Consider the following 24,560-nt stretch of genomic DNA (forward strand, 5'->3'; position numbering starts at 1 on the left):
AGGAATTTTACAACTCTTTCAAACGTAGTCTCAGCTTTCTTTTTGCGCTACCTTCCGTTCGTCGAACTCACGTTAATGAAATTTCGTTGCCATTGCGGTAGAAGTGCTTCAAGGTGGTACCTTGACCCTCTACCCATGCTGCAACGATGTCTCCATTCTTTAATACATCTGGATCGAGCACAGGGCGCATGACTACAAATGAACCGTCTAGAATGTGGTCGCCAATCATGCTGTCTCCAGCAACCTGAAGCGCAAAGTCTCCTGGTCTTAGCCTGGGACTAGAAATAGGTAGCATCTCTCGCCGATCGGTGAATACTTCACTGAGGTAACCTGCGGCGATCGTTCCCCAAATCGGAACACCACCTTGGTTTGGCTTCAAAACTCGGATTGCACGGGCTTTTCCATACCGCCGTTCAATATAACCCTCTCGTTCCAGATATTTGAGGCTGTTCTGAATCGCGCCACGCGGTTTCTCCATTGCTGCCATCATTTCATCAATTACTGGAGAATAACCGTGAAGTTGAATGTAATCTTTCAGGTATGCAAGAAGTTTCAGGTGAGGAGATGGGCGCTGCATTTAGTAGGAGTGGGTACTTTGATTGTAATAGTACAATTGTTCTGATTTTTAGGCAAGTCGGTAAAAATAGGCTCTTGATTTTTGGATAGGCAAATCATAAGCCTCAAAGCCTTATGATGAGAGCCGTTGTTCAACTCCTCCCGCCCCATTGAATCGCACCATTCAGCTACTTCAAATTCAAGACCAACAGGTCATTGATGCCATCCTGACAGAGGTGACTGATCGGCACCTTGAGGATGCCAGAACTTTGTGGGAGCCAATTTTGGAGGAAAGTAGTCAAGATGACGAGTATTGGACCCGGGTGGGCAAGAGCCGTCGGTCTAAGTTTCTTCCCGGCGATGAGTTGTATGCTATCGAGTACGAGGGGATCACTCAAGGATTGATCATGCTCGATGTCTTGAAAAAACGCTGTCTGATTGAATCGCAGTTGCGACGGCGGTTAGTATACATCAGTGCCTTGGCAACCGCTCCTTGGAACCGACCTGCCATCACAAACCCGCCGACCTACAAAGGCGTTGGGGGTAATCTGGTAGATTTTGCGATCGCCCGCAGCCGTGAACTGGGTTATCAAGGCAGAATTGGGTTACATGCCCTTCCAGGTGCGCTAGGATTCTATAGAAAGCTGAGAATTGGGTTGCTTAATTGCGGTCCTGACCCTGAAGAACCCGATAACCTCGTTTACTTCGAGACGCTGAGGATAGACGACCTATGACTCAATCGATTCCTGCCCAGCCAAAAGCCACCTCGGACAAAGCAGATCGTCATCAGCGTCTGCTAGAGCTGATTGAAGCCGAGGACGCTGCCAATGGCGAGGTGGGTTGCGGACGGGATTTGGGAAAGGGGCTTTCGGGTTATTTCAGCACTCGCGGGGTTGCTCTTGACGATGAGCAATTGAAGCGTCTGTTGCGAGAGCACTTAGGGCACATTCTGATGGAGCCGGACTTTGATTCCATTACAACCCAGATTCAACGTCGGCTTGAATCTTTGGTTGTGCAATCCCTAGACAGTTCTTCAAGTTCTGCATCTTTATTAGATTCAACAAATGTCCCAGAGCATATTTCAACAGCGCAACTCAGAGAACTATTTCAATCACAAATTGCTAATTTTTTCTCTGAAGATACCTTAGAACAACTGATTCAGTGGAGCCATCAGATTATTTATAAAGCAGTACTTCAACCCCGACATACATGGTCTAAGCCGATATGGGTGCTGCGAGGTGAAACACAGATTTACATCGTTCAAGAAACTGGAATTGAGGCGGCGATCTCCAAAGTCAAAATACAGTATCCCCAAGAAACTGGAAGACTGGAAGTGGTCACAGCTGGAGGCATTCTGGCACCCGACCAGGTAATTTCCTTGGATACAAACCTGTTTTAGAGTGGGGGTGTTTGAGAGGGGAGCAAAACCTTAAGCCTTGCGGCAGACTTCGCCAACGTGACTCAATCAGTGGATGTAGCGAACTCTCTCTCGTCTAAGCAGCGTTGCACGATCGCATCCACACCCAAACCAACGATGCCCTGCTCTTGTAATAATGAGTTGCTGGAACTATCAAAGGTAACCACAGATTTTCCGGCTGCGATCAGGCGTTGGGCAAATGCTAAGGTTTTGCTGTTAGGGGCAGCGTAGGCGACAAAGATGGTGTGAGCGATCGCCCCAATCATTTCATTGCGTTTTGCGGCAAGTTCAGGCGTAGCGCGAGGATAGCTGGCATTAAAGGGCGAGATGAGGAGCAAGCGATTTTCGCCAATTGCCTGTTTTTGCTCGGAGGACAAGCGAATGTTGTGAATACTGCGGGCAGGACAATAGATAATTGGTTGGGTGGCACGCAGCAGAATTTTGAGGCAGTCTTGTTCGATCGGGGTGTGGAAACCGCTGATGACAGGAATTCCTGCATCTCGCAAGCTCTGAGCGAGGTCGTAGGTTTTGAGGATGAGGTCGCCAGGGCATTTGATAGAGCAGAAGAGGGCGACTACCTTCGGTACGGCAGAGCCAAACGCAGGTTTTTGAATCAGGCTGAGATTGCCGATCGCGCTCAATGTGGGGGGGCTTTTGAAGGCAGTGCAGTTTGTGAGTGCTACCGGATAATCAGAATCGTTAGGGGTAAGGGTTTGCAACTCTAGAGTAGTGGCAGGTATATTCATGTCAATGATGGGCTTAAACTGCTGCATAGCCTGAGTATTGGCGCAAATAAGGCGGTTGAAACCCAATGACAATATCTTCTTTGAGGATACCTCTCTCAACCAGATCTTGACCAATATCTAATTCAGTGTTGTTAATCTGAATCCAAATTTTCTCGTTTTTAATGTCTAGATGAATTGAACAGCCGTAGATTCTCTCTTTTTTGTCCCAGCCGATCGCAACTACCTGATAATGATCGTGTTCAGTATCAAGCACCGTCTGAATTTCAATATCACCATAAGATGGTTTGTAGGCAGCATATTGCTAAGCAGTTGCTTGATTATGGTTTGATAAGTTTGGAGTTTTTCTAGACTTGCCATGAGACGATCACCTCATTTTCAATGTCATAAACGAAGAGTTCAAGTTCATACTGTTGAATAACCATGCGCGGAAATTCTTTTTGAAAGAATGTTTTGTAGGCGATATCTGGAACAGCGAGAAATAGTTTGATGTCGTAGTTGATGATGAAGCCGAGTTCTTCGGCGGTAAAGCCGTAGTGTTGGGCAAGGACGCAATTCTCCACAGGAGAGAGAGGCTGCGCCGACGATTTCGTCAATGATGGGTTCTGATTAAGCAATGGCAAATCCTGTATGCGGTCGGACTTCAGGCTCATGGAAGCCGAGAACAATATCTTCTTTAGGAATGCCGGCTTGAAGCAGTTCATCGGTCACGCCGTCTTCAGTTCCATCATATTGCACCCAAACTTTGCCATTAATAATCTCAATGTGCAGCAAAACACTATGCAGATGCTGTTGCTGATCCCAGCCTTCGGACAGGATAATGTATTGATCGGTTTCAGGGTCAAAAGCAGCCCGATTTTTGACGTTGACGTTAGCATAATCAATCTCAGCGTAGGGTTTAAGGGTATTACGGATAATCTGGCGGTAAGCATTTAGTCGATCCATTGAGTGATAACCTCCTGGTTAGGATTAAATGTGATCAGCTTTAAAACTTGGTTTTCTAAGAGAATTTGTCCAACTTCTTGTTCAAATAGCTTTAAGAAGCTGGCATCACGAATGGCTAGATAAAGGGTGCGCTCAGGGGCAACTCGGCTCAGAATATTTTGATACAGGATGTACTGACCGAGTGCCGTTTCAAGATCTCGAATTTCGGAAGGGCTGACAAAGCTTTTAATTTCGACGGCGATTTTCTGTGTATCTTTTTCGGCAGTGATTAGTTTTTCACCTGCCAGATCAATGAACAGGTCTTTCCGCCCAATTTTCAGATTGTAGGGATCGTGGCTAATGTGCCATCCGTCTTTGATCAGGGCTTGTTTACAACTGTCGTGATAGATGTCTTTTGCTGGCATATAGTTTAATCCTCCCCTCCATTGTCTCTGCCCATGCGGTATTTGATGTCGTAGTTGATGATGAAGTCGAGTTCTTCGGCGGTGAAGCCGTAGTGTTGGGCAAGAACGCGATCGATTTCGTCAATGATGGGTTTTGCTTCGCGGGGCTTAAATTGTTCCATCTGAATCGCCCCTGTTTGACTATGGTTTACGTTAATGTAAGCACTTGATAAATTCAGAGCTTTACAGAGTTCCTCAGACAACTTAGATAAGTCTTCTCCATCCAAAGATAGTTGTCCCAACCGATGATTCGAGTTTGACTATTTGCATAGAGAGATGACCCTAGCTTCTCCACGATGTCTTGCATCCAAGGGGTTACGGTCTATCTCTCTATTCTTAAGATACAAGGGGTTAGGGGATGAGGGAAAAGCCGCGCATCGTCCTCATCCACAAACCCCTGCATTCGCTCTAGACAAGCCGTGTAAAGCGGTTCCAAAATATTCAACGCCGCAAACAGAAATGCCCCCGATCCACAAGTCGGATCAAGCACCGAGACTTGCTCGATCGCCTGATAAAGCGCCTTCAGCAAATCCGAACTTTCGCAACTGGTAATCACATCCTGAGTAATCACATCCTGAGCAAATTGGCGAATATCCAGATTGTGAGTAATCAGATCATTGATATCCGTGACTTCCCCCACCGCCAACTTTTGCCGCAGTTCCAAACAGCGCTGACGACGGGCGACGTGTTCTCGCCAAGTTTCAGTCGGCAACGCAAATCCTGCTGCTGCGGGCTTATTCCACCCGCCCCGTTGCGACACATCCTCAATGCCAGCAGCGATCGCGGCAGGTAATTCGAGATCCACACCTTGGCGGACGGCTTCGTAAATGTAGCGATCGCCCTTCTCCCGCAGCAGCGCCCACAGTGCCCCATCCGGCTTAAAGGCAATCTTGCAAGCCTTCTGAGCCGCATCAAACAAAAACGGAATAATTGTATTCTTGCTGATGTATTCGGTGATATCCTCCTTGGTGTAGTATGCCCCCATTTGCTTCTGGTTGATGTACTTCTCAAAGATGTAGCCCAACACATCCGGGTTAATTTCGTTTTGGTTACGGAGGGGGCGATCGTCTAAGTGCCAGTCGTATTCATCAAAAAAGTTAAACACCGTTTCAAACGCCGCATCAGGAATTTGAATCGTCTCCTCATATTTTTCTTCTAGCTGATGTACCTCAAACAAACCGCCATTTAGATAGGGCACCTTGCCCAACAGCTTGTCTAATTTGGCATCGCGTCCCGGCTTGCCCAATCCCTCATGGAACAGCTTCAGCAAAAACTGCCGATAAAACGAATGAAACGTATCCGTGCCCCATTCCGCTTGGCATCGCTTCATGCGATTTCGTAGGTAACTACTATCGCCATCCAAGAAGTTTTTCTTCTGAATAAAATAGACAAACATCAGCCGATTCAGCATCAACGATGCATACCAAGTGCGATCAAATTCTGACTGAATGCCATCAATAAATTTGAGAAACTGCCCGTGTTCCTTTTCAAACCGAGTGAAGAATTTCTTAGTGACTTTTTCAACATCAAAGGCTTTTTTAACTTTTCCATGTGCTACTCCTACGTGGGTTAACTCAGGTTCCTCTTCGTAGGAAATGGCTAGAATCTCTAGCTTCTGCAACAACCGCTCGGCAGATTGCCCCACCTGATATTGCTCAAACCTCGGTGCCAATGGCTTACCTGGCTCTTGCCGCACCCACATCCAGGTTTGTTGAGTCTTGCCCTCATCCCCAAACACCAACAGGTGCGATTTGCTGTAGTCTGTCAGTTGGCGATCGAGCTTTACCCTGAGCGGACGCGCCGGAATCTCAGGGGTGATGCACTTGAACACCGTAAAGCCGCGCTTTTGGGCGATCGCCACCACCTCGAAAAACTCACCATCGATTTCAAAGGGTAAGGTGACGCGATCGACGGTATCCCATCCCAGTTCTTCAATGAACAAAGACTCAAAATCAAACTTCTGGAGGTACTTCTGGGCGCGGGCGCGGTTGAGTGACATGGGGTAACGGTTGATGAAAATAAATTTAGTTTTCCCAAGATTCCTCTTTAGTTTTAGCCTCTAAATAACCCCATCGAACAAATAATCTGCGCTCCGTCGCGGCGTTCCTCCGGGTTGATCACACACAGGGCATCATGCTCTCGCAGAAACGTCACCAGTTTTGCCAACTGTTCATCGCTAATGCCAGACTTGAATTCTCGGTTCAGTCGGGCGATCGCATTTTGCTTCATAGAATGCTGGTTAATTTCTTCGATCGCCCGTTCCAGGGTTTCCCACTCCGTGCCCATTGCCAGTAAAGGCGTGGTTTCTCGGACGTGTTGCGTGTATGCCATCAGGCGATCGTAAGTCCGCGTCGCCGCACTGCGCTTATTGCCCAAGGTGCCCGCCACCGTTTTGGTCTGCTCGGCAATCAGTTCCGCCCCACGTGTGACTAACTCATGGTGCTGGGGATGGCGCGGCAAGGGCGGGGTATCAATGCTGCACCGTGCCATGCGGAGAATTCGCATTTGAGACTGAGTGACGCTGTTGCCATCTTTGTCTACCCATGCTAAAGCATCAGTGCCGCTATCCGTGCGGAGGTACATTAGTACGCCCTCTGGATCGGTTCCCGTGGGTTCATGCTCTTGCGTGGAATACACTACATCGGGCAGTTTTTCAATGATGCCTTTCAGAGCAGGGTTGGCATCGATCGCACTTTGCCAGATTTGCAATGCCTCAGAGGTCAAATCCACATCGCCTTCTTCCGCTTCATCTAGCACTCCCGATCGCTCATTATAGAGATTCAGCAGCATCTCCCGCGTTTGCTCATCCTCGAAAAACGCCTCATCCGTGCCCACCACTTCCTGATTTTCGTTGAGGCGATCGCGCAACCGTCCCCGCAGATTGATCAACCGCTCCACCCCCTCCGCAGGCAAAAACGAGTAGCAAAGAATTTCCTCTGCCTGCTGCCCAATCCGGTCTACCCGTCCTGCCCGCTGAATCAGCCGAATAATTGCCCAGGGCAGATCGTAATTGAGAATTACGGCACAGTCCTGTAGGTTTTGCCCTTCGCTCAGCACATCTGTTGCCACCAGCACCCGCAATTGCTCGACTTCTGGGATGGTTTTTTCATTACTAATAGGGCTAAACCGCCAAGCTAAGGCAGTCGGGTCCGCCGATTGTCCGGTCGCCAACCCAATATGAGTGGTGCCCTGCGCTTGCAACGCCGTTGCCAGATACCGAGCCGTATCGGCGAATTGGGTAAAAATTAGCACCTTATCGGTGGGATGTTGCTGTTGTAGTAAATCCACCAGTGCCACCAGTTTGCTATCCTCAAACGGGTTCCAATTTCCCGCCAGTTGCAAAATTCCGATCAACGCGGTGGCATCTTGCTGAAGGTTTTGCCGCAACTCTGGACGAAAGAGATTGGCGCGAATCCACTTAAATCGACGAGAGTATCGATCTTGATACAAACGATAAATCTCTGCTGCCCGTTGAGCAAAGTTCTGCCGTGGATCAATAGCTTCTTCATCCACAGCCGCATCTTCGGAGCTTTCCCAGTCCTGGCTCAAGAGCGAATCTTCATCCTCATCGTTGCCCACTTCATCTAGTAATGCTGCATCCTGAGTGCCAATTGGCAGAGGGAGGTCGTGGGCGATCGCATGGAGATACACATAATTCCGCAGAATATGTCGCTCCAACGACTGGATAAAGGCAGCTCCACTGCTCTCTAATCGCTTAAACAAATTCGTGCGACAAAAGCCCATCAACCGTTGCCCCGCATGGGAAAGATTGGCTAACAGTTGCTCTTCTTCAGCACTAGCGATCGGGCTTGGCAGGGGCGCAATGTATAACCCCAACCCATAGCGAGGCAAGTTGAGGGCGTTGATGACATCAACCACGCGATCGGCATACAACCGAGCATAGGGATCGGTCTGCGGTTCCCCAATCGCAAACCGAACGGTGCGAGGACGACGAGCCGGGAAATAGGATCGCCGTCCATCGGCAAACTCCAGGTAGTACCGTTCCCCATCTTGTCTGGCGTAAGTATGCTTGATAAAGCTGCGGGTTCGTCGCACCATGTATCGACTCATCAACTGCTGCCAGTCTTCCGGTTCCTGGCTCTGTTCAAATGCTAGGAGCGATCGCACGGGGCTAGTGCTGTGTCTACGGCGAAACTGCATCTCACCGCCAATGCTGCGGATATAGGCTTCTGGCTTAATCCCCAAATCGGCATCTGGGCGCAAAAATAATTGCAACTGAGCCGATAAGTCCAGATAGGTTTTGTTGTAAGGTGTTGCCGTCAGCAAAATACACCGACTGCCGCTTTGCTCAATGTAGTCTTTAATTGCTTGATACCGCTTGCCCTCTTTGTTGCGCAGGTTGTGACTTTCATCAATCAGTACCAGTCGAAACCGCGCGGGGACATTAGGCAATTCCTGAATCGCTCGGCTAATCGGAACGACCTTGCCCCGCAAGCCATAGCGATCGATATAACCCTGCCACATTTTTTCTAGGTTTTTTGGGCAAATAATCAGCGTACTGGTGCCATAGTCTTCCTCGCAGAGATGGGCGATCGCAGTCCCCACTAGGGTTTTGCCCAACCCCACTACATCGCCGATGATCACTCCATTGCGCTTGCTGACATGGTGTGCGGCAATCTGCACTGCTGCTTCCTGAAACGGCAACAGTCCAAAACTAGCAGGGGCGCGATACTGACTCAACCCATCTCGCGCTTCCTGGGACAGGTGATACGCCATTTTCAGATAGACAAAATAGGGCTTGAGCGATCGCCCTGCCCAGCTTTCATCAATAATCTCTGCCAGTTGCTCCGAAATATCCAAGCAAAAGCGATCGTCCCAGCGCTCTTCAAACCATTGCTCCAGCTTATTCGTGTCATCCCGATCCACCACTTCTACATTTAGCTCACCCTGAGATCTCAGCCCAGATAGAGTCAGATTACTGCTGCCCACATAGCTAATGATGGGTGTGGCGCGATCGCGGCGATAAATCAGATACAGTTTGGCATGGAGGGGATGCCGCAAAAATAGTTTGACTTGAAGTTTGTGGGTGAGAAGTTGCGATCGCAATCGCTGCAAACCTTCCTCATCAGACGCACTGGGCGCACCAAAAGTTAACTGTTGTCGAAACTCTTGCGCCATCAGGGTTTGTAGTCGAATCGCTTGCCCCTGATCGATGCGTTCTGGTTCCACTCCGATTGCGAATGCCTGCCTTAACTCTTCCTTCGGCAAGCGATACATGCCCACCAGCAACCTGCAAGCCTGACCATCACCCCCCTCAAATTTCTCAATATCGGCATCAATTTGCCGCCATCCCCGCAGGTTGAAATAACCCACACAAAAATCAGCGCGATAGGCTTGCTTTAGATAAGCCTGCAACTCAGGCAGGATGGGTTGCTCGATATTGTCGTAAATACTTGACATGGATTTTACACAGAGCAGGATTTTGGGCTGACGTGATCAAATCATATCCGGTAGATTTTCAATTAATCCCTTGCCCTGCTGAGAAACAGGAAACGCTGCTGAAAGTGGGCAGCTAGAATCTTCCCACATGGTTTTAGACGGCAAAGCCAGCAAGAGCCGTGTGACGATGGTGCCATCGAGTGTGGCAATGGAATTGATGAGGCATAAGGATGTGAAGACGATAGATTTCATGCACGTTTTAAATCGAGGTAGCCATGCAGTGCAGAGTCTGCTCGATCCTGGCTCCCTCAGTCTATGGCTGCAACAAATTACTCTGGTTGCTTGTAAAGCGGAAAGAGAAAGTGGCGCATGTCCATCTCTAGCTCTGGATTATTGAAATCCCCAGCAGGAACCAGCATTACCGGATAGTCCGGTTGCTTTAAATGCATCTTGATCCCAGAACTGGGAATCGCTTTAACCGCTTCCCCCAGATACTTAAGATTGAATTGGATATCCAATGTCATATTTGTAGGGATATGAGCACTGATTGTTTCATCGCCCTTGCCAAACTCCCGTTCGATCGAAAGGTGAATTTGTTGTGCCGTTCCATCAAATCGAAACTGAATTCCTCTTTCCTTTTTGTCGGTCAGCACCGATAACCGTTCCAATGCCTTAAGCAATCCTGATTTCTCCAGCACCACTTCCCGATCAAAGCTGTATCGAGATAACAACTGTTCACAGTCTGGATATTGTCCTTCAATGCACTGGCAGCTCAAAGTAATATCCTGCCATGCAAAGCTGGCGCGGGTTGCTTCTGCATCGTACCGCAATTGGATCGCGTCAACTGAATCAGCCAGGTTACGAATCAGTTCCTTCAAGGCTTTACCCGGAATTGAAAATTGAGTGAGTTCATCGGCTCCCGATCGCTTACGTCGTTTTCTGCTAATTCCCTCCGCTGATAATTCTGCTATCGCCACTCGATGTCCATCTGTTGCAATGAATTTCAGGGCATTTTGCCCAATCTGAATATAAACGCCTGTCAAAATGCGCTTAGTTTCATCCGTGCTAATCGCGTACAGCACTCCTTTTAGTCCTTCTCTCAACACATTGGTCGGTAGGGAAACTGGAGGCGCTTTGAGTGTTGCAATGGGCGGAACATCACGCTCAACAGTCAGGCGCAGGTTGCAAAGCCAGCGTCAGAAGATGAGCAACCGATCAAAACTTGTTCCATTACACTGTCAGATGCCGATGGAAAATATGAAATCCGAGGAATTCCCGCTGAGGAGTTTCCCTGTTGGAAACTGTTTGACCATCCCTGAGAGCATCTCAACGGGCACCGTAATTTCACTGCCCAAAAGCACCTGTGCCTCAAAGCTTGCCTGAAGCGTCATTGCCAGATCGGTCACTGTCAGATGAACCTGTTGAGCGTTAGCATCTGCCACTACCAACACATTTGCCAGGACTGGATGGCTAGGTTTTGCTGGGGCAGCACAACTTGCGATCGCCAGCGCATCATGAAACTGACCCTGAGAACAAATCACCTGCATTCCCTGTTCCGTTGTAGGTGCGTCCTTTGGCTGCGATCTAGCTGCCCGTTTTCTCGATGACTTCTTCACAGGCTCTGCCGATACTTCAGGCTCAGCAGAATTTTCAGGCTCACCGACGGTTGCTTCCGCTTCACTCGCCTCTGATGGGTCGGTAGGTTGCTCTAGAGAAGTGAGTTCCCATGGATACGCTGGGCGATCGCAGCTTCAGAAGTCGGTTGCTCAGTCTGCTGGTTTTGCTTTGCAATCTTGCCCCTCGATCGTTGTAATGCTTGAGTCATGATCAGTGTCTCTAAGTGAATGGTCGTCGAAGGATGCCTGCGTTAGCAGATGAAAAATGCCAAAGACCCTATGACTCAAGCTTCTTGGCAGAACGGTCAAATTAATTAGGGTATAGTGTGAAGCCAAAACGCCGTTAAGTATTCCCTAAGTAAACAAGATTGTTGGAAGCAGCTCATCATGGTGAATTCGATACGCAGCTTCTGGCAGTTGGTTTAACTTAGGGAATACTTTTAGGTGGCTCTGTCCAAAAGCATTCCCTAAGTTAAAGTCCTATGGCACAACCAGAATCCGCCGCCGAGCACGGCTGGCTCCGACATACCATAAGCGATTGTGCTCTTTCACCTTTGCCAACAAGTCTTTTGCCGTATCACCACGTTCAGGATTAAGCCGTTTACTTAGATCTTGTCCATCAACACCACATTCTAGAAACGTACTTCCCTGGCTATTGTGAACCGTAATGGCAAAGCAATTTCGCACATTAGCAAACTGTTCTAAATGGTGATAATAATCGCGCCATAAGAATGGATTACGTTTTGCGATCGCCAGTAGCCTGTGTGTCTCTGTATCAAACCGATTCTGCTCATCTTCATGCAAAGCATAGATTTGACGTGATATGCCATCATCCGTCGCAACCTTTAGCCTCCAGGCTTTGTAATTGCTGTAGCGATCTTCTGAAAACTCCTGAATCGTGAACTCCGTTGAAGTGGAAAGGATAATCGTTTGACTGTCAGGAGCCAAAACCGGATCGCGCGTGATCAGCCGTTCACCGGGAATAAACCGAGTGGTAGCCCTACCATACAGATGGTTGCGAATCTGCTGGTTGTAGTAATCCACTTGAGCATTTGTCCAGCTTAGAATTCTGAAGCAATCAGGGTTCTGGGTAAACTCGCCAGAGATTTTCTTGAAGGCATATTTGAGGAGCGATCGACGCTTCACCAGCAACGAGCCGTTAGTCTTATCCGGTAGATATTTTGCAAACGGTTCAAAGGGCGCTTTGCTCTTCGTCACTGAATAACGGCAAGCCGTGATAAATTCCAACAGCGGACTATCTGTGCCCTGGCGCACCACTTGAGTCAACACAGCTTTATTGGGTATGGTGAAGGCTGGCGATCGCCCTTCATTCACCGGGTTAAGCTGAGCCGGATCGCCCATCAGAATCATTTTGAGCGGGTGCCACGTTGATGTTCTTTTGGACGCTTCCTCAATCCAGTGCCAGAGCTGCTCTCCAATCATGGAACACTCATCAATGAACACAACATCGAACAACCCAATGTATGACGTTCCAGTCGGAGCCAACACTTTTTCGTTACCTCTGGAAACCATGCCCAGCCCCAGCAATTGATGAATCGTGAAGAAGTCTACGCCAGTCACCCCGTTTTCTAACGCCATGCGTTGCAACACACCAACAGCCTTATTTGTGGGTGCGGTCAGAACGACTCGTTTCCCTTGGCTGACTAGCACTTTAACCAATTGAAAAACGATCGTTGATTTTCCTGTGCCAGCAAAGCCAACTAAAAGAAACAGGGCAGCCGTGAAAGCCGGTTGCAGGATGAACGTCCACATTGCATCCAGGGCTTGACGCTGTTGCTCAGTCAGTTGAAAGGGGAAAGAGACGGCCGGGGAGGAAGCAGGAAGGGTTTGCATCATTACGACTCCGCTAATGTCATCCATAAATTTGCAAATTTATCCCAGTGATCGTCTTTGGCTCGCTCAAGTGGATGAACACATTCGCGACATCATTACCGATTTGATTAGTTGAATTTTGATTAGTTGAACTACATGTCAGAAACCACCACTGTTTTACAGCAGCTTTACCGCCTGATTCTCCATAAACATCAGCAGCTTTATAGCGTCTGGCAAAGCACTGATGTTCTACAGTCGCAGTATGATCAGTCCCTCACCCCTGCTGTGGTAGAAGCGCATCTTCAAGGCAACTCAATTATCTCGGTGCGCCTCCTCCAACCGGGGACGAATCTGGCCAAAGCGGGCTGCATTGATTTTGATGCTCCCAAAGACGGCAGAGATGAGCAGACTTTGCGTGAGGTGCTGAGTCTGTCTCAACGAGTGCAACAAATCGCTACGAGTCAAGGACTCTCTGCTTATCTGGAATTTAGTGGTCGTCGTGGGTTTCATCTCTGGTTGTTTGCTGACATGCCGCTGCCTGGTGCTACCTGGGTCAAGGCATTGCAGAACCTCTGTTATTTAGCTGATTACAAGCCAAAGGAGATTTATCCCGCGACAGCAACAACGGCGATCGATGGCAAAGCATCGGGACGACCGATTAAATTGCCCTGCGGTAAGCATCAAATCAGTGGTAGGTGGAGCGGTTTCTTAAGTGAACCTGTGAACTGGTCTGAAGGATTTCCGGTAGTGCCCGACGATCAGGCGGGTCTAATGGCATCCTTTCAGCAGATTCCTGTGGCTCAACTGGCTCAATTAGCTGCACTTGAAGTCAGCCTCAGCAGTGCGATCGGTAAGAATGGGCATCAAAAGGGCAATGCTTTTCAGGAGCGATCGGGTTTTGCTGGGAGTTCAACCGTGCAGTCGTCTACTACTACAAAATCGACGAACTTTTCAATTCTGGCTTCCGATGAGCATCCCGCTTGTATTCACTACCTGATGAACCAGGGTGCGCCAACCGATCAGGACTACAACTCAGTCAACTTAACTCTGGCGCGTTATGTCATCACCAGGGGATGGGAACGTAACCAGGCAGAACCCTTGGCAGAAGCAATGGCACGAGCGTCTGATCACCATCCCACCAGCAAAACAACGGTTGAATCCAGGCTCAGAAATTTCCACAGCACCTATGCTTCGGTTAAACGAAATCCGCACGACTATCAGTGGAGTTGCAGCTACATTCGCAACAGCCGTGAGTTAGTCCACTGTGGAGGTTGCACGGGCTATGCCTGCCCCTTTTGGCAATGGGAGAAGCCAGAGGGTGATAACGAGGTTGCTAGACGGGTTGAACGAGATTTGCTGGCTTACATCCTGCACCACCCAGAAGCCGGGATGCAGGAAGCCTTGGGTGTGGATTTACCCGTTGAGGGCTTTATCGCCACGTTTATGCCCAAAGGCAACGACCCAAAGCCGTTTTATCTCCACCAAAGGCTCTGGGAATGCTTTGTAAGCCTGGAGATAGAAGGGAGAGAGTTAACGCCCAGTCTCGTTCTCTCACGGTTGGAAAAATTGGTGATAGAGCGTTCTCCCCTACCGACACCGATTCTGAATCAAGTTGCTGCCTATTTGGACGAGCTTTTGAATCTGGCTCCCTGTGGTTGGGAGACGTTTACAGAACTCCTCATGAGAGTGCGAGATACCGGATTGCGACTACTAGCAAAAGAGCAGGCTGCCACTGCATCTGAACTGCTGAACAGCCCCTTACATCCTGTTACCGAAACGCTGGAAACACTCATTCACCATTCCCAACATCTTCAGCAACGGAATGCCTCAGAAGTCATGCCAATGGTGGCATATACCCAGGACTTGATCCGGGAATTGTTTGGGCAACCGCAAACGGCGATCGCCACCCCGGCTCCTTGGCTGAATCGTTCTCTCAATGGTGGTCTACATCCCGGCAGGCTTTATGTTGTGGGTGCTCCTCCCGGCTCAGGAAAAACGACCTGGTGCGCCTGGTGCGCGGATGAAGCGGCAAAAGCTAAAATCCCCGTGCTGTATGTCTCTTTTGAGATGGGGAAGCAGCAACTCTGGGTGAACGCTTTGTCGCGGATGGGTGGGCTGAACTCCGGCTTGATTGAAGCAAAGCACTGGATGAATGCCGACTATGCCCATACCGAATGGCTGAAACAACAGACTGCTCTGGCAATTCGGGCATATGACCAGCAGATTGCAGAATATCTGACGGTTTTAGAAGCAGGTCCAGAGGTCACAGTCGTGCATTTGAAAGGGACGATCGCTCAAATTCGGCGCATTGCAGAACTCGATAAAACAGCACCCGTGTTGGTGATTGTCGATTACTTGCAGCTGATGTGTTGTGGTGATGAAAAACTCGACTCTGGTGCCAATGAAGTGTTACGAGTCTCGCGGGTGGCGACGGGCTTAAAACAACTGGCGCGGGACACAGGTGCTGCTGTGGTGGCAATTAGTGATATCAATAAAGCCGCCTACCAGGAAGCGCTTCGGACTGGAACGTTAGATATGGGTGCGTTACGGGACTCGTTCAAGATTGCCCACGCCGCAGACTGCATTATGTTGCTCCAGACGGGGAAGGCACAGCGAGGCAATGACCAGCCTAGAGATCAGCTTGACCTGCTGGAAGAACGTTATGCCGGAGACTATCTCAGACTCCGGCAAATTCAAGACGTGCGCGCTCAGTATCCGCTTAATGAAAAAGCGAAGGCGACCTATGCGCGACTTAGCATTCTCAAAAATCGGGGTGGTGTCACAGCAGAGCCATTGTTTGTCTATGAGCGGGCTTACCACCGCTTTATTCCAGTTGATTTGGATTTAGGAGAGGACAATGACCGTGAAGATCTCTAGCCCCAATGTTAGTGGTGTAGAAGCAAATTCCAATCTCTCTACGGCTGCTGATCCACTGTATGAGGATTTAATGGATTGGGCAAAAGCTCGGAAACGGCAGTTTCTGAGGAATCGGGTTCAACAGAGTAGTGAGCCTATTAAAGCTGCAACTGCTGAATCAGAAACACCATCAGCAAGCGATGCCTGGATTGAAACCTGGTACACTCCACCGCCTCTACCATCGCGGATTGCCAAACAGAAAGCTATTGTTTCCTATGCTCTCTATCAAGAGGTGGGAGGAAAAATAGAAACAGAGGAAGTCAAGGAAACCAAACCTCTTCCCTCCCCTAGTTCCACAGCCTCATCGTTTCCAAACCACGACAGTTTTGAGATTGGTCAACAAGTTGTTCTCCGTCCAGACTCTCAACGTGTACCATCTGGTATTCCAATTGATGCTGTGCTGGTGGTTCAGGAGATGTATGTCAATGTTTATCGACAGCATCAAAATATTTGGTGTGTTTGGTGTAGTAGTGATGCTTTTTCTGGTTTGAAGTCGATCGATTCAGATTGCTTAATACCATTGCGAGAAATAGTTCAGATAACTGCTACAGAAAGTGTATCTGCAATAGAACTAGAAGATTTTTATATAGATGAGAAATCAGATGCTATTTCATCTCAGGCGGCTGTGAGTTATGAGTTCGTTGAAGATGGACAGCGGCTTGCAGAAGTACTTAAGCCTTTTCAAACTTGTCAGGTGATCGCGGTTGACACAGAAACCACTGGACTTGATTCCTTAAAAGATCGAATTCGTTTAGTGCAAATTGCTGCGCCTAATCAGCCCGTTATTATCATTGACCTGTTTAAAGTTGCCAAGGAAACGCTAGCTCCTCTGCGCGAACTGCTTCAAGGTACGCCAATCAAAGTTTTGCAGAATGCCAAATTTGACTTGAAATTCCTGCAACAGGCAGGGCTTCCTATTGCTGGCAAACTGTTCGACACGATGATCGCTGCACAATTGCTGGATGCAGGGGTGCGTTCGCACGGATATAACCTGGCGGAGCTAGTCAAGGTCTATCTGGGAGAAGAACTCTCCAAAGAACAGCAGCGAAGTGACTGGAGTCATCCCAGTCTTTCTTCTGAGCAGTTAGAGTATGCAGCGCGAGACGCAGCGATTCTACTGCGGTTACGCGAGGTGATGAAACCCAAGCTGACAGGTGCTCGTTTGGTGAAAACTGCCAAATTGGAATTTGATTGTTTGGGAGCGATCGCCCAAATGGAACTCAATGGAATGCTACTCGATCTCTCCCGATGGGATTCCCTGCGACAAGAACTGGAACAAAGAAGAAACCAGATGGCGGGTGCATTACGACAACAGTTTCAGCCAGCCTTGCTCAGTGCCCAACTCGATCTCTTAGGAAATGAGGTGTCTCTCAATTTGGACAGTCAGCCGCAGGTACTAGAGGCATTACAACAGATGGGTGTGCCAGTTGAGAATACCAGTAAACTCTCTTTGATTCCCCTGGCAGAAGGGCATCCACCCGTTAGAGCATTGTTGGACTACCGCAAAGCCGCAAAGGCAGTTCAGGCATTTGCTAGTAGCCTGCCCAAACACGTTCACCCCATTACGGGGCGAATTCATCCAGACTATCAGCAGATGGGGGCTGCTACCGGGCGTATGTCTTGTCGTAATCCTAATCTGCAACAGATTCCCAGAGACAAAATCTTTCGCAGTTGTTTCATTCCAGCTCCAGGCTATCGCTTAGTCGTAGCGGACTACTCTCAAATTGAACTGCGGGTCGCCGCAGAACTCAGTGGCGATCGCCGCATGATTGAGGCATACCAGAATGATGAAGACCTGCACCGGCTAACCGCTGCCCTGATTGCTGATAAATCCTTGGATCAAGTTGAGAAATCGGAGCGGCAGGCAGCCAAAGCCGTCAATTTTGGGCTGATTTATGCAATGGGTGCCAAAGGTTTAGCTGAGTACGCCTACAATAACTATGGGGTACAGATGAGCCTAAAGCAGGCAGAAACCTTTCGCAAGCGATATTTTGAGGCATATCAGGGGATTGCCCGCTGGCATGGGGCGATCAAGCGCAAGTTGCCCAGGGAGATGCGGACAATGGGCGATCGCCTCCGGCGCTGGAAGGATGAACCAAAGCTAACAGAGCTGCTAAACACTCCAGTTCAGGGGACTGCCGCAGATATTACTAAGGCTGCCTTAGCGAAACTTCCCGCCGCGTTAAAAGAAACGGGAGCCAAGTTAATTGGCACAGTGCATGATGAGATTTTGTTGGAAGCTCCAGAGAAGACAGCAGAACCGGCTGCAAAGATTCTTCAGCAAGTGATGGAGCAGGCTGGACAGCGGTATTTAAGAAAGGTGCCAGTGAAAGCGGAGGTGGCGATCGCTCTTAACTGGGCGGAGAAGTAAGGCTTTAAGAGAATCACCCTATTTAATTGTTATGCCGCTTTAGGTTACTGCTGAGACAATACCTGAAAACGCTATTAGGTGAGGTGAATGATCCCAACTGCTCACGTAGCATTATGATTTGACTCCCCTTGTGTTGTCCCCCTTGCCAAGCTGAGAAAGGCGCTGGTGACTGGAGAGGAATCATGCTGCCGCCAAGCCAGATAAAGTCCAGTATCAGAGATCTGCTCCTGTAAGGGTCTGTAGATGACTCCGCTTCTGTGAAAGTTTTGCAAGGAGGCGGGCACGATCGCAATGCCCAGTCCTGCTGCAACTAAGCCGATGATTGTCTCCATCTGAACTGCCTCTTGAGCCACTTTCGGACGAAATCCCGCTTGCTGACACAGGTTTATAATCTGCTCGTAAAAGACGGGTCCCAGTTTGGCAGGAAAGAGGATAAATAATTCATCTGCCAATGTGGAAAGCGACACTTGAGTCTGAGCAGACAACGGATGGGTTTCTGGCAACGCCAAGACCACTGATTCTGGCAAAAAGCACTCCACACTCAACCCTGGTTCGCTGATGGCAGAACGAACAATGCCGACATCCACCTGTTTGTCATACAGGGCTTGAATTTGCTGAACCGTCGTCAGTTCATGCAATTGCAGTTCTACAGCGGGAAATTGTGCTCGAAAGCCTCTTAAAATCTCTGGCAGTACGGTATACATTGCAGAGCTGACAAAGCCGATCGCCAACCGTCCCACCTCACCCCGTCCGATCTGTTGGGTCGCTGCGATCGCCTGTTCGAGTTGCGCTAACACCAGGTAGGAGCGCTCCAAAAACACTTTGCCTGCTTCCGTCAGATGCACGTGTCGCTTCGTTCGTTCAAACAGCTTGACTCCAAGTTCCTCTTCCAAATCCCGAATCTGCTGACTGAGTGGGGGTTGGGAGATGTGCAACCGCTCCGCTGCTCGACTAAAATGCAACTCCTCAGCAACCGCGATGAAGTAGTGTAGGTGCCGTAATTCCATTGATTTATATGTTTAACCTATTAATCCTAGTTATATATATATTGGACAGTCATCTGCCTGTCTCCTACCGTGAGAGATATGAGGCGTGTCTCATCGTTCTTGATACTGGAGAAAACCCATGAACTCAGATAAAAATCGTGTCGCTCCTAAAATTTGGTTGATTACAGGATGCTCAACCGGATTCGGACGCGCCCTGGCAGAAGCGGTGTTGCAGAAAGGCGACTACCTGCTGGCAACTGCTCGTAAACCAGAGCAACTTGGCGCTTTGATTGAACTCTATCCAGAAACCGCAAAGGCTGTCCGTCTGGATGTAACATCGCCTCAAGACATCCAAGCAGCGGTTGATAGCGCGATCGCCACATTTGGTCGAATTGATGTGCTGGTCAACAATGCGGGTCATGGACTGATTGCCGCACTCGAAGAAGTCAGTGATGATGATATTCACCAATTTTTTGAAACCAACCTCTTTGGGGCACTCCGTCTGATGCAAACGGTCTTGCCTGTGATGCGTCAGCAAGGCAGCGGTCACATTGTGAATATGTCATCCACAGCAGGATTAGTAGGATTTGGTGGAAGCAGCCTCTACTGTGGCGCTAAATTTGCCCTGGAAGGTATGTCTGAAGCTCTAGCTAAGGAGGTTGAACCTTTTGGAGTTAAAGTGACTTTGATTGAACCTGGGGCATTTCGCACAGATTTTAACGGGCGCTCTCTGGCAGCAGCCAAACAAGCCATTGATGCCTATGCTGGGGTGAGTGGTGCGTCATTGCAGTGGTTCAAAGAAATGGATGGTCAGCAACCTGGCGATCCTGCTAAAGCAGCGCAAGCCATCATCCAAGCTGTGGAAAGTTCTCATCCACCGATGCGACTGGCATTAGGCACGGATGCCATGAGCCTGATTCAGGAAAAATTGGAATGGGTCAAAACGGATTTGGATGCCTGGCAGCAGGTGACTGTCAGTACAGATTATCCAAAACACGTCAACTATGCCAAGTAGAGGATTATCCATGATTCACACCAAGACATTTCTGCGTGTTGCTCTAGCCATCGTGTTCATTGTTGTCATGAGCACCACTGTCGGACTCTCACAAACTTCTAGCAAAGGGATCAAAGCGACAGGCAGCGTCATCCATCAATTGCGTATCTACGGGATCTTCGACAGCAATAAAACGGCGTTCCACGAACGATTCCGTGATCATGCGATGCGGATCATGGCGCGATACGGCTTCAAAATTGTGGCGACCTGGGAATCTCGGCACGATAACCACACAGAGTTGGTCTATCTACTTGAGTGGACTGACACAGAAACGATGAAGGAGCGGTGGGAGGCGTTCATGGCTGATCAAGAGTGGGCGGACATCAAGAAGGTGACGGCTGAGGCGCATGGCACGCTCGTCGGCGACATTGAGGATAGGACATTAGAATTGACAGATTACTCGCCGGGCGGACGACTGTCAAACTAAAGTTCAGAATTTCAGTCAGGAGAAAGTTCAGTTTCAGCAACAAGCAACGGCTCCGCACAAAGCTGAAGTCGATCAATGTACGGAGAGTCGATCGCAAAAACGGTATAACAACCTTGTTGGAGCGAACAGTTGAGAGTCTTTCCGTCTATCGTTCTGGTTGATCTGCTGCCGCTCAACCGGAACGATCATCATAGAGATTCGTCTGGTTCGTAATAACGCCACTTGTAGCGGCGAGACTGACTTCTGTTGTCTAACTTGTCGATCGCCCCTGGATCGCCATTCAAAAATTCACCGAGATCCTCATACTGGCTGGAATACCAGGAGCCAGAATTAGAAGTTTTGGGTTCATCTGGCAGCACCATAATTTCCCCAGGCTTCAGATGAGCAAAGCGCGGGTGACATTCATCTTGAGTTCTGCCATCTGGGGTCAGGAGTTCTTCGCTTTGATCATTGGGTTCTTGATCATATTCCTGAACTAGCAAACCGCTTTCCAACCGTTTGATTTGCCAGGGCATAGCCATCCTCCTTGGTTACTCAAAAATAGCCACTCGGCTGATCTTGCCTTCGTTGCTTTGTGTAAATGTCAAAAAACAGTTTAACGCTTTTTAAGCAAGATAACAGTACGTTTATACCATATATGATAGGTAATGGATCTGACCACGCGGGTCATTGAAGGTTCCGGTCTCAGCATCCCGATTTTTGATGGGGCGCACAACAACGGGAAAGGGCGGTATTTGTTGGAGCCGGAGATTATTAAGAACTCCTTGTTGGAACAGATGTTTAAGCCGGAGGAGTTGCAATCTCTGCTGCTCGTAAAAATTGATAATCGTAGTCCTGATGCAAATCATCTGCGGACGCGCAATTTTGCCGATGGCACTTCGCGGCGGCTCACGTTTAGTTCTGGCAACAGTTACTACTTTGCGGATGACGAATTGCGTACGAAGATCCGGTGCTTATTTGCGACAGAGCCGGATACTGCCTGTCGATATGGCTCTCTGCTGGTGAGTAATTGCTACAAAGGGTCTGACACGTTGGAGAACCTGCGGGTCAAAATTGTGGATTTCAATGACCTAGAGTATGCCCACTACAAGACTGGAGATTGTCACGGTAAGATTTCGCCGCAGCTAGCTCGTCAACTGGGGGGTGAGCAGAACTGCCCGTTTCAATTTCGGTTTGCCTGGAGGAAGCAATGGGCAGAGGGAAATGAGGAAAACTGTCCGCGTGTCAGCTTCTTATCCAAGGGAACGCTACTGCCCAATGCCCGACTGACTGATGCAGAGAGCTATGACATTATCATGGATAGATCGTCGATCAAGGGGATTAAAAAAGCCCGATTGGACGAGCTAGTTCCATGTGGAGATTATGAGTTTCCTCAAGCCGCGATGGGCAATCGGGGCAATGCCAGAGCAACTAGCTACGACAATAGCTGGCAGTTTACCATCTGGTATTCTGAGGATGCAGTGCGGCAGGATTTGAAGCAGCCGACGGAGGAAAAAGCGAGAGTCTTGGCAGATTTGCAGCAGAATCCTCTGGCACTGGCACGTTACATTGTGCAGGAATATGACAAGGAACAGCAACGGCGACAGGAGCGATCGGAGGAAGAAGTTGAAGACTTAGATGGGAATGCCAACAGCCAGGTACAGGAATCTCGCTGGATTTCGCTGTTGCGAAGCGACAAATATGGGCAGTTGGTTGAAACGCCCAAGTTTCGGAAGTTTGCAACGGATTATGTGGCAGGTAGATGGCGAGATTTAGCGATTAAGAGCGGCTACAGCCATAGTTCTGGTATGGCGATGCCATCGGATGACTTACCGCGTGGCACGGTTTGTGTGCCTCATCTGCCAGAAGGAGATGTGGTTCTGACCCGCTACCCAATCGTTAACTCAGACAATATTCGCCTCTACCGCAACAGCCACGACTCAGAACTGAAGAAAACTCGGAACGTGATTTGGATTAATCCAAGAGATGCAGAAGAGTATCACCAGGCAGACTTTGATGGGGATCAACTGATGGTTAGCCCTGCCAGCAAATTGCCCAACATCGTCAAGGAAACGTTACGTGCTGGCGAGCCAGGACGGTTTGAAGCCGTGAAGCAACGTCCTAAGCTGGCTTATAGCGAAGTTGCGACCGATGGTGGCTTGAAGTACCAGAATCTGGCTCAGATCGCGGCGACGGCAAATCAGAACAAAGTGGGATTGGTAGCAACCAACATTGGGCGGGTGCGATCGTCGATGCCAGGGGAAGGGGAGAATGTTGAGCGGTTTGAGCGCCGTCAACGAAAACTGCTTAACCGTCTGTTTCAGGCACTTCAGGTCGAGGTCGATTCGCCCAAAAGTGCAGAACGGTTGGAGGACATCATGGTAAGCAGACCTATAAATGTCGAGATTGTAGACGGCAGTTTGTGCTGAATCCGCAATGGCAAATGTTAAGTGAGGAGCAGAAGGGCTTGATTGAGCGATTGCTGCTAGAGCGGATTTCGCTTGCAGGCATTGCACGAGTGCTAGAACTCTCTGAAGACTGCGTTCAACGTTACGTGAATCGCAAGACTGACCGAGTACAGCAACAGGTGGAGGTGATGCCAAAGCCAAAAAAGCGCCTAACCGTGCAGATGGATGAGTTGTGGTCGTTTGTTGATCGCAAAGGCAATGAGCAATGGGTCTGGATTGCTTTAGATGCGGCAACACGGGAGATTGTCGGGTTGCACATCGGTGAGCGTTCAGGCACTGCTGCCCAAGCGCTGTTTGCCTCACTCCCTTCGATCTATCGTCAGTGTGCCGTGATCGACACTGACCGATACAGTGCTTATCCAACGGCGTTACCGAGCAAACGGCATCATGCTGTAGACAAGGACAGTGGATGCACAAGCTATATTGAGCGATTCAATTGCACGCTTCGACAACGGGTGTCTCGACTCGTGCGCAAGAGCTTATCGTTTTCTAAAAAGTTAGAGAATCACATCGCTGCGATTTGGAATTTTGTGCATCACTACAACGCAACAGTGCGACGGAAGTTGTCAGTTGCCCACGATTTTATCTCTATTTCCTCCAGCCTTTCCTAAATATCACTACCGTGATCTCAGTGCGATCACTTCAGAAATGCGGCGTTCTCCAGTACGACGCGCTTGGTGTGATGGAATGCGGTGGTATCCGATGCCCGAACTGCCAAATCATTCGGGATACAATCGTGATTCTCGCTCGTTTTTTGCAGATCAAAATACCCAATCAAATTCCCAGATAGAAACTGAAAAAAAGCCGATCGAAACCACAAAAGCGAATATCAAGAAACCAGAATTGTCCCGTAAAGACTTAATGGGCACCTCGAAAAATTAGATTAAGAGCCGGGGAGATAGCGATAAAGAGTGTCAGGCTAGAAGCAGCGTCACTTGGAGAATGTCACCAATGGGACAAGGATTCGGCAAAGAGAAAATCGAACAACGTCAGACCAAACTAGAACAGAAGAAAGACCTGTTAGTGCGCTTAGGTGAAGTAATTGGGTGGGAAGCGTTTCGAGCAAGTCTAGAACGGGTGCATGAAAAGCCGCGTAAGAGCAAAGCGGGACGCAAAACGCACGATGTGATTTTGATGTTCAAGATGCTGATATTGCAGCAGTTGTACAACATCAGTGATGAAGAACTAGAGTATCAAGTGAATGACCGACTCTCATTCATGCGATTTTTGGGATTGAGCATCGGGGATGTCGTCCCGGATGCGACGAGTGTTTGGTTATTCCGCAAACAGTTGCGCGAGTTGGGACTAATTGAAGCCTTGTTTGAGCAGTTTGATGGATATCTCCGAACCCAGGGGTATCAAGCCAAAGGGGGGCAGATCGTGGATGCAACTTTGATTCCGGTTCCG

General features: G+C 49.0%; 24 protein-coding genes and 1 pseudogene. 10 read left to right on the forward strand and 15 right to left on the reverse strand.

Annotated elements, in window-relative coordinates; translation table 11 throughout:
* Positions 1-67: 67 nt before the first annotated feature.
* The gene (gene lexA, locus GS601_RS21785; protein ID WP_162425403.1) at positions 68-577 is read right to left on the reverse strand and encodes a transcriptional repressor LexA; all 510 of its coding nucleotides are present in this window, start codon (positions 575-577) and stop codon (positions 68-70) included.
* Between the two features lie 148 nt (positions 578-725).
* Here lexA and GS601_RS21790 point away from each other — a divergent pair, with 148 nt between their 5' ends.
* A complete protein-coding gene (locus GS601_RS21790; protein WP_162425404.1) occupies positions 726-1,289 on the forward strand; it encodes a GNAT family N-acetyltransferase in 564 nt (187 codons plus the stop codon).
* Entirely contained in the window at positions 1,286-1,954 is a 669-nt protein-coding gene (locus GS601_RS21795) for a hypothetical protein (RefSeq protein ID WP_162425405.1), read from the forward strand. Before GS601_RS21790 ends, GS601_RS21795 begins: the two co-directional genes overlap by 4 nt.
* Positions 1,955-2,016: 62 nt before the next feature.
* Here the strand turns inward: GS601_RS21795 and GS601_RS21800 are convergent, their stop codons facing one another.
* The 12 genes from GS601_RS21800 to GS601_RS21855 all read right to left on the reverse strand — a co-directional run bounded on the left by GS601_RS21800 (position 2,017) and on the right by GS601_RS21855 (position 12,976).
* A complete protein-coding gene (locus tag GS601_RS21800; protein ID WP_162425406.1) occupies positions 2,017-2,745 on the reverse strand; it encodes a DNA-processing protein DprA in 729 nt (242 codons plus the stop codon).
* Positions 2,732-2,971, reverse strand: a complete 240-nt coding sequence (locus GS601_RS21805; RefSeq protein WP_338017110.1) for a XisI protein — start codon at positions 2,969-2,971, stop codon at positions 2,732-2,734. Before GS601_RS21805 ends, GS601_RS21800 begins: the two co-directional genes overlap by 14 nt.
* Positions 2,972-3,062: 91 nt before the next feature.
* A complete protein-coding gene (locus GS601_RS21810) occupies positions 3,063-3,311 on the reverse strand; it encodes an element excision factor XisH family protein (RefSeq protein ID WP_238393444.1) in 249 nt (82 codons plus the stop codon).
* A 13-nt stretch (positions 3,312-3,324) separates the two neighbouring features.
* Complete coding sequence (locus tag GS601_RS21815) at positions 3,325-3,660, reverse strand: XisI protein (RefSeq protein ID WP_162425408.1); 336 nt, start codon at positions 3,658-3,660, stop codon at positions 3,325-3,327.
* Positions 3,648-4,064: a XisH family protein gene (locus GS601_RS21820; protein WP_162425409.1), complete on the reverse strand. Its 417-nt coding sequence runs from the start codon at positions 4,062-4,064 to the stop codon at positions 3,648-3,650. The genes GS601_RS21815 and GS601_RS21820 overlap by 13 nt, the downstream gene beginning before the upstream one ends.
* 5 nt (positions 4,065-4,069) lie before the next feature.
* On the reverse strand, positions 4,070-4,225 hold the full coding sequence (locus tag GS601_RS21825; protein WP_162425402.1) for a hypothetical protein: 156 nt from the start codon (positions 4,223-4,225) through the stop codon (positions 4,070-4,072).
* A 200-nt stretch (positions 4,226-4,425) separates the two neighbouring features.
* Complete coding sequence (locus GS601_RS21830) at positions 4,426-6,102, reverse strand: type IIL restriction-modification enzyme MmeI (protein WP_202925279.1); 1,677 nt, start codon at positions 6,100-6,102, stop codon at positions 4,426-4,428.
* A gap of 53 nt (positions 6,103-6,155) precedes the next feature.
* Positions 6,156-9,524: a helicase-related protein gene (locus tag GS601_RS21835; RefSeq protein WP_162425410.1), complete on the reverse strand. Its 3,369-nt coding sequence runs from the start codon at positions 9,522-9,524 to the stop codon at positions 6,156-6,158.
* Between the two features lie 36 nt (positions 9,525-9,560).
* Positions 9,561-9,755 (reverse strand): hypothetical protein, encoded by a 195-nt coding sequence (locus tag GS601_RS21840; protein WP_162425411.1) that lies wholly within the window; start codon positions 9,753-9,755, stop codon positions 9,561-9,563.
* A gap of 77 nt (positions 9,756-9,832) precedes the next feature.
* Entirely contained in the window at positions 9,833-10,684 is an 852-nt protein-coding gene (gene dnaN / locus GS601_RS21845; RefSeq protein WP_338017111.1) for a DNA polymerase III subunit beta, read from the reverse strand.
* A gap of 57 nt (positions 10,685-10,741) precedes the next feature.
* Positions 10,742-11,050 carry a beta clamp domain-containing protein gene (locus GS601_RS21850; protein ID WP_162425413.1) on the reverse strand — a complete coding sequence of 103 codons (309 nt, stop codon included), beginning with the start codon at positions 11,048-11,050 and terminating at the stop codon, positions 10,742-10,744.
* 549 nt (positions 11,051-11,599) lie between these two features.
* Positions 11,600-12,976 carry an ATP-dependent DNA helicase gene (locus GS601_RS21855; RefSeq protein ID WP_162425414.1) on the reverse strand — a complete coding sequence of 459 codons (1,377 nt, stop codon included), beginning with the start codon at positions 12,974-12,976 and terminating at the stop codon, positions 11,600-11,602.
* Positions 12,977-13,108: 132 nt separating this feature from the next.
* On the opposite strand from GS601_RS21855, the gene GS601_RS21860 reads away from it, so the two are divergent.
* Positions 13,109-15,829, forward strand: coding sequence for a DnaB-like helicase C-terminal domain-containing protein (locus tag GS601_RS21860; protein WP_162425415.1), 2,721 nt, complete (start codon positions 13,109-13,111; stop codon positions 15,827-15,829).
* Positions 15,810-18,239 carry a bifunctional 3'-5' exonuclease/DNA polymerase gene (locus GS601_RS21865; protein ID WP_202925281.1) on the forward strand — a complete coding sequence of 810 codons (2,430 nt, stop codon included), beginning with the start codon at positions 15,810-15,812 and terminating at the stop codon, positions 18,237-18,239. Before GS601_RS21860 ends, GS601_RS21865 begins: the two co-directional genes overlap by 20 nt.
* A gap of 101 nt (positions 18,240-18,340) precedes the next feature.
* Here GS601_RS21865 and GS601_RS21870 read toward each other — a convergent pair whose 3' ends face one another.
* The gene (locus GS601_RS21870; protein WP_162425416.1) at positions 18,341-19,246 is read right to left on the reverse strand and encodes a LysR substrate-binding domain-containing protein; all 906 of its coding nucleotides are present in this window, start codon (positions 19,244-19,246) and stop codon (positions 18,341-18,343) included.
* Between the two features lie 118 nt (positions 19,247-19,364).
* On the opposite strand from GS601_RS21870, the gene GS601_RS21875 reads away from it, so the two are divergent.
* Together GS601_RS21875 and GS601_RS21880 are read left to right on the forward strand one after the other, a co-directional pair.
* Positions 19,365-20,240 carry an oxidoreductase gene (locus tag GS601_RS21875; RefSeq protein WP_162425417.1) on the forward strand — a complete coding sequence of 292 codons (876 nt, stop codon included), beginning with the start codon at positions 19,365-19,367 and terminating at the stop codon, positions 20,238-20,240.
* 10 nt (positions 20,241-20,250) lie between these two features.
* Positions 20,251-20,706: an NIPSNAP family protein gene (locus GS601_RS21880; protein WP_202925282.1), complete on the forward strand. Its 456-nt coding sequence runs from the start codon at positions 20,251-20,253 to the stop codon at positions 20,704-20,706.
* A 188-nt stretch (positions 20,707-20,894) separates the two neighbouring features.
* On the opposite strand, the gene GS601_RS21885 is transcribed toward GS601_RS21880, so the two are convergent.
* Positions 20,895-21,221, reverse strand: a complete 327-nt coding sequence (locus GS601_RS21885; protein WP_162425418.1) for a hypothetical protein — start codon at positions 21,219-21,221, stop codon at positions 20,895-20,897.
* A 132-nt stretch (positions 21,222-21,353) separates the two neighbouring features.
* Between GS601_RS21885 and GS601_RS21890 the strand changes: the two genes are divergently transcribed.
* The 4 genes and pseudogenes from GS601_RS21890 to GS601_RS21905 form a co-directional block, all read left to right on the forward strand.
* On the forward strand, positions 21,354-23,114 hold the full coding sequence (locus tag GS601_RS21890) for a hypothetical protein (protein WP_202925283.1): 1,761 nt from the start codon (positions 21,354-21,356) through the stop codon (positions 23,112-23,114).
* Positions 23,063-23,764: pseudogene (locus GS601_RS21895) on the forward strand (IS1 family transposase); the annotation flags it as partial. The gene GS601_RS21890 and the pseudogene GS601_RS21895, both read left to right, overlap by 52 nt.
* A 37-nt stretch (positions 23,765-23,801) precedes the next feature.
* Positions 23,802-24,035, forward strand: a complete 234-nt coding sequence (locus tag GS601_RS21900) for a hypothetical protein (protein ID WP_238393445.1) — start codon at positions 23,802-23,804, stop codon at positions 24,033-24,035.
* Positions 24,036-24,104: 69 nt separating this feature from the next.
* Positions 24,105-24,560: transposase (locus GS601_RS21905; protein WP_162425420.1), on the forward strand; the 456-nt coding region annotated here is incomplete at its 3' end.

This window comes from Myxacorys almedinensis A, assembly GCF_010091945.1.
In the GTDB taxonomy this organism is placed as follows: Bacteria; Cyanobacteriota; Cyanobacteriia; order Leptolyngbyales; family Leptolyngbyaceae; genus Myxacorys; species Myxacorys almedinensis.

Bases quoted from the DNA above. Each gene is read 5' to 3' on its own strand.
- lexA (WP_162425403.1), bottom strand. From the start codon at position 577: ATGCAGCGCCCATCTCCTCACCTGAAACTTCTTGCATACCTGAAAGAT.
- GS601_RS21795 (WP_162425405.1), top strand. From the start codon at position 1,286: ATGACTCAATCGATTCCTGCCCAGCCAAAAGCCACCTCGGACAAAGCA.
- GS601_RS21800 (WP_162425406.1), bottom strand. From the start codon at position 2,745: ATGCAGCAGTTTAAGCCCATCATTGACATGAATATACCTGCCACTACT.
- GS601_RS21815 (WP_162425408.1), bottom strand. From the start codon at position 3,660: ATGGATCGACTAAATGCTTACCGCCAGATTATCCGTAATACCCTTAAA.
- GS601_RS21820 (WP_162425409.1), bottom strand. From the start codon at position 4,064: ATGCCAGCAAAAGACATCTATCACGACAGTTGTAAACAAGCCCTGATC.
- GS601_RS21825 (WP_162425402.1), bottom strand. From the start codon at position 4,225: ATGGAACAATTTAAGCCCCGCGAAGCAAAACCCATCATTGACGAAATC.
- GS601_RS21830 (WP_202925279.1), bottom strand. From the start codon at position 6,102: ATGTCACTCAACCGCGCCCGCGCCCAGAAGTACCTCCAGAAGTTTGAT.
- GS601_RS21835 (WP_162425410.1), bottom strand. From the start codon at position 9,524: ATGTCAAGTATTTACGACAATATCGAGCAACCCATCCTGCCTGAGTTG.
- GS601_RS21840 (WP_162425411.1), bottom strand. From the start codon at position 9,755: ATGAAATCTATCGTCTTCACATCCTTATGCCTCATCAATTCCATTGCC.
- GS601_RS21850 (WP_162425413.1), bottom strand. From the start codon at position 11,050: ATGCAGGTGATTTGTTCTCAGGGTCAGTTTCATGATGCGCTGGCGATC.
- GS601_RS21855 (WP_162425414.1), bottom strand. From the start codon at position 12,976: ATGATGCAAACCCTTCCTGCTTCCTCCCCGGCCGTCTCTTTCCCCTTT.
- GS601_RS21860 (WP_162425415.1), top strand. From the start codon at position 13,109: ATGTCAGAAACCACCACTGTTTTACAGCAGCTTTACCGCCTGATTCTC.
- GS601_RS21865 (WP_202925281.1), top strand. From the start codon at position 15,810: ATGACCGTGAAGATCTCTAGCCCCAATGTTAGTGGTGTAGAAGCAAAT.
- GS601_RS21870 (WP_162425416.1), bottom strand. From the start codon at position 19,246: ATGGAATTACGGCACCTACACTACTTCATCGCGGTTGCTGAGGAGTTG.
- GS601_RS21875 (WP_162425417.1), top strand. From the start codon at position 19,365: ATGAACTCAGATAAAAATCGTGTCGCTCCTAAAATTTGGTTGATTACA.
- GS601_RS21880 (WP_202925282.1), top strand. From the start codon at position 20,251: ATGATTCACACCAAGACATTTCTGCGTGTTGCTCTAGCCATCGTGTTC.
- GS601_RS21885 (WP_162425418.1), bottom strand. From the start codon at position 21,221: ATGCCCTGGCAAATCAAACGGTTGGAAAGCGGTTTGCTAGTTCAGGAA.
- GS601_RS21890 (WP_202925283.1), top strand. From the start codon at position 21,354: ATGGATCTGACCACGCGGGTCATTGAAGGTTCCGGTCTCAGCATCCCG.
- GS601_RS21900 (WP_238393445.1), top strand. From the start codon at position 23,802: ATGCGGCGTTCTCCAGTACGACGCGCTTGGTGTGATGGAATGCGGTGG.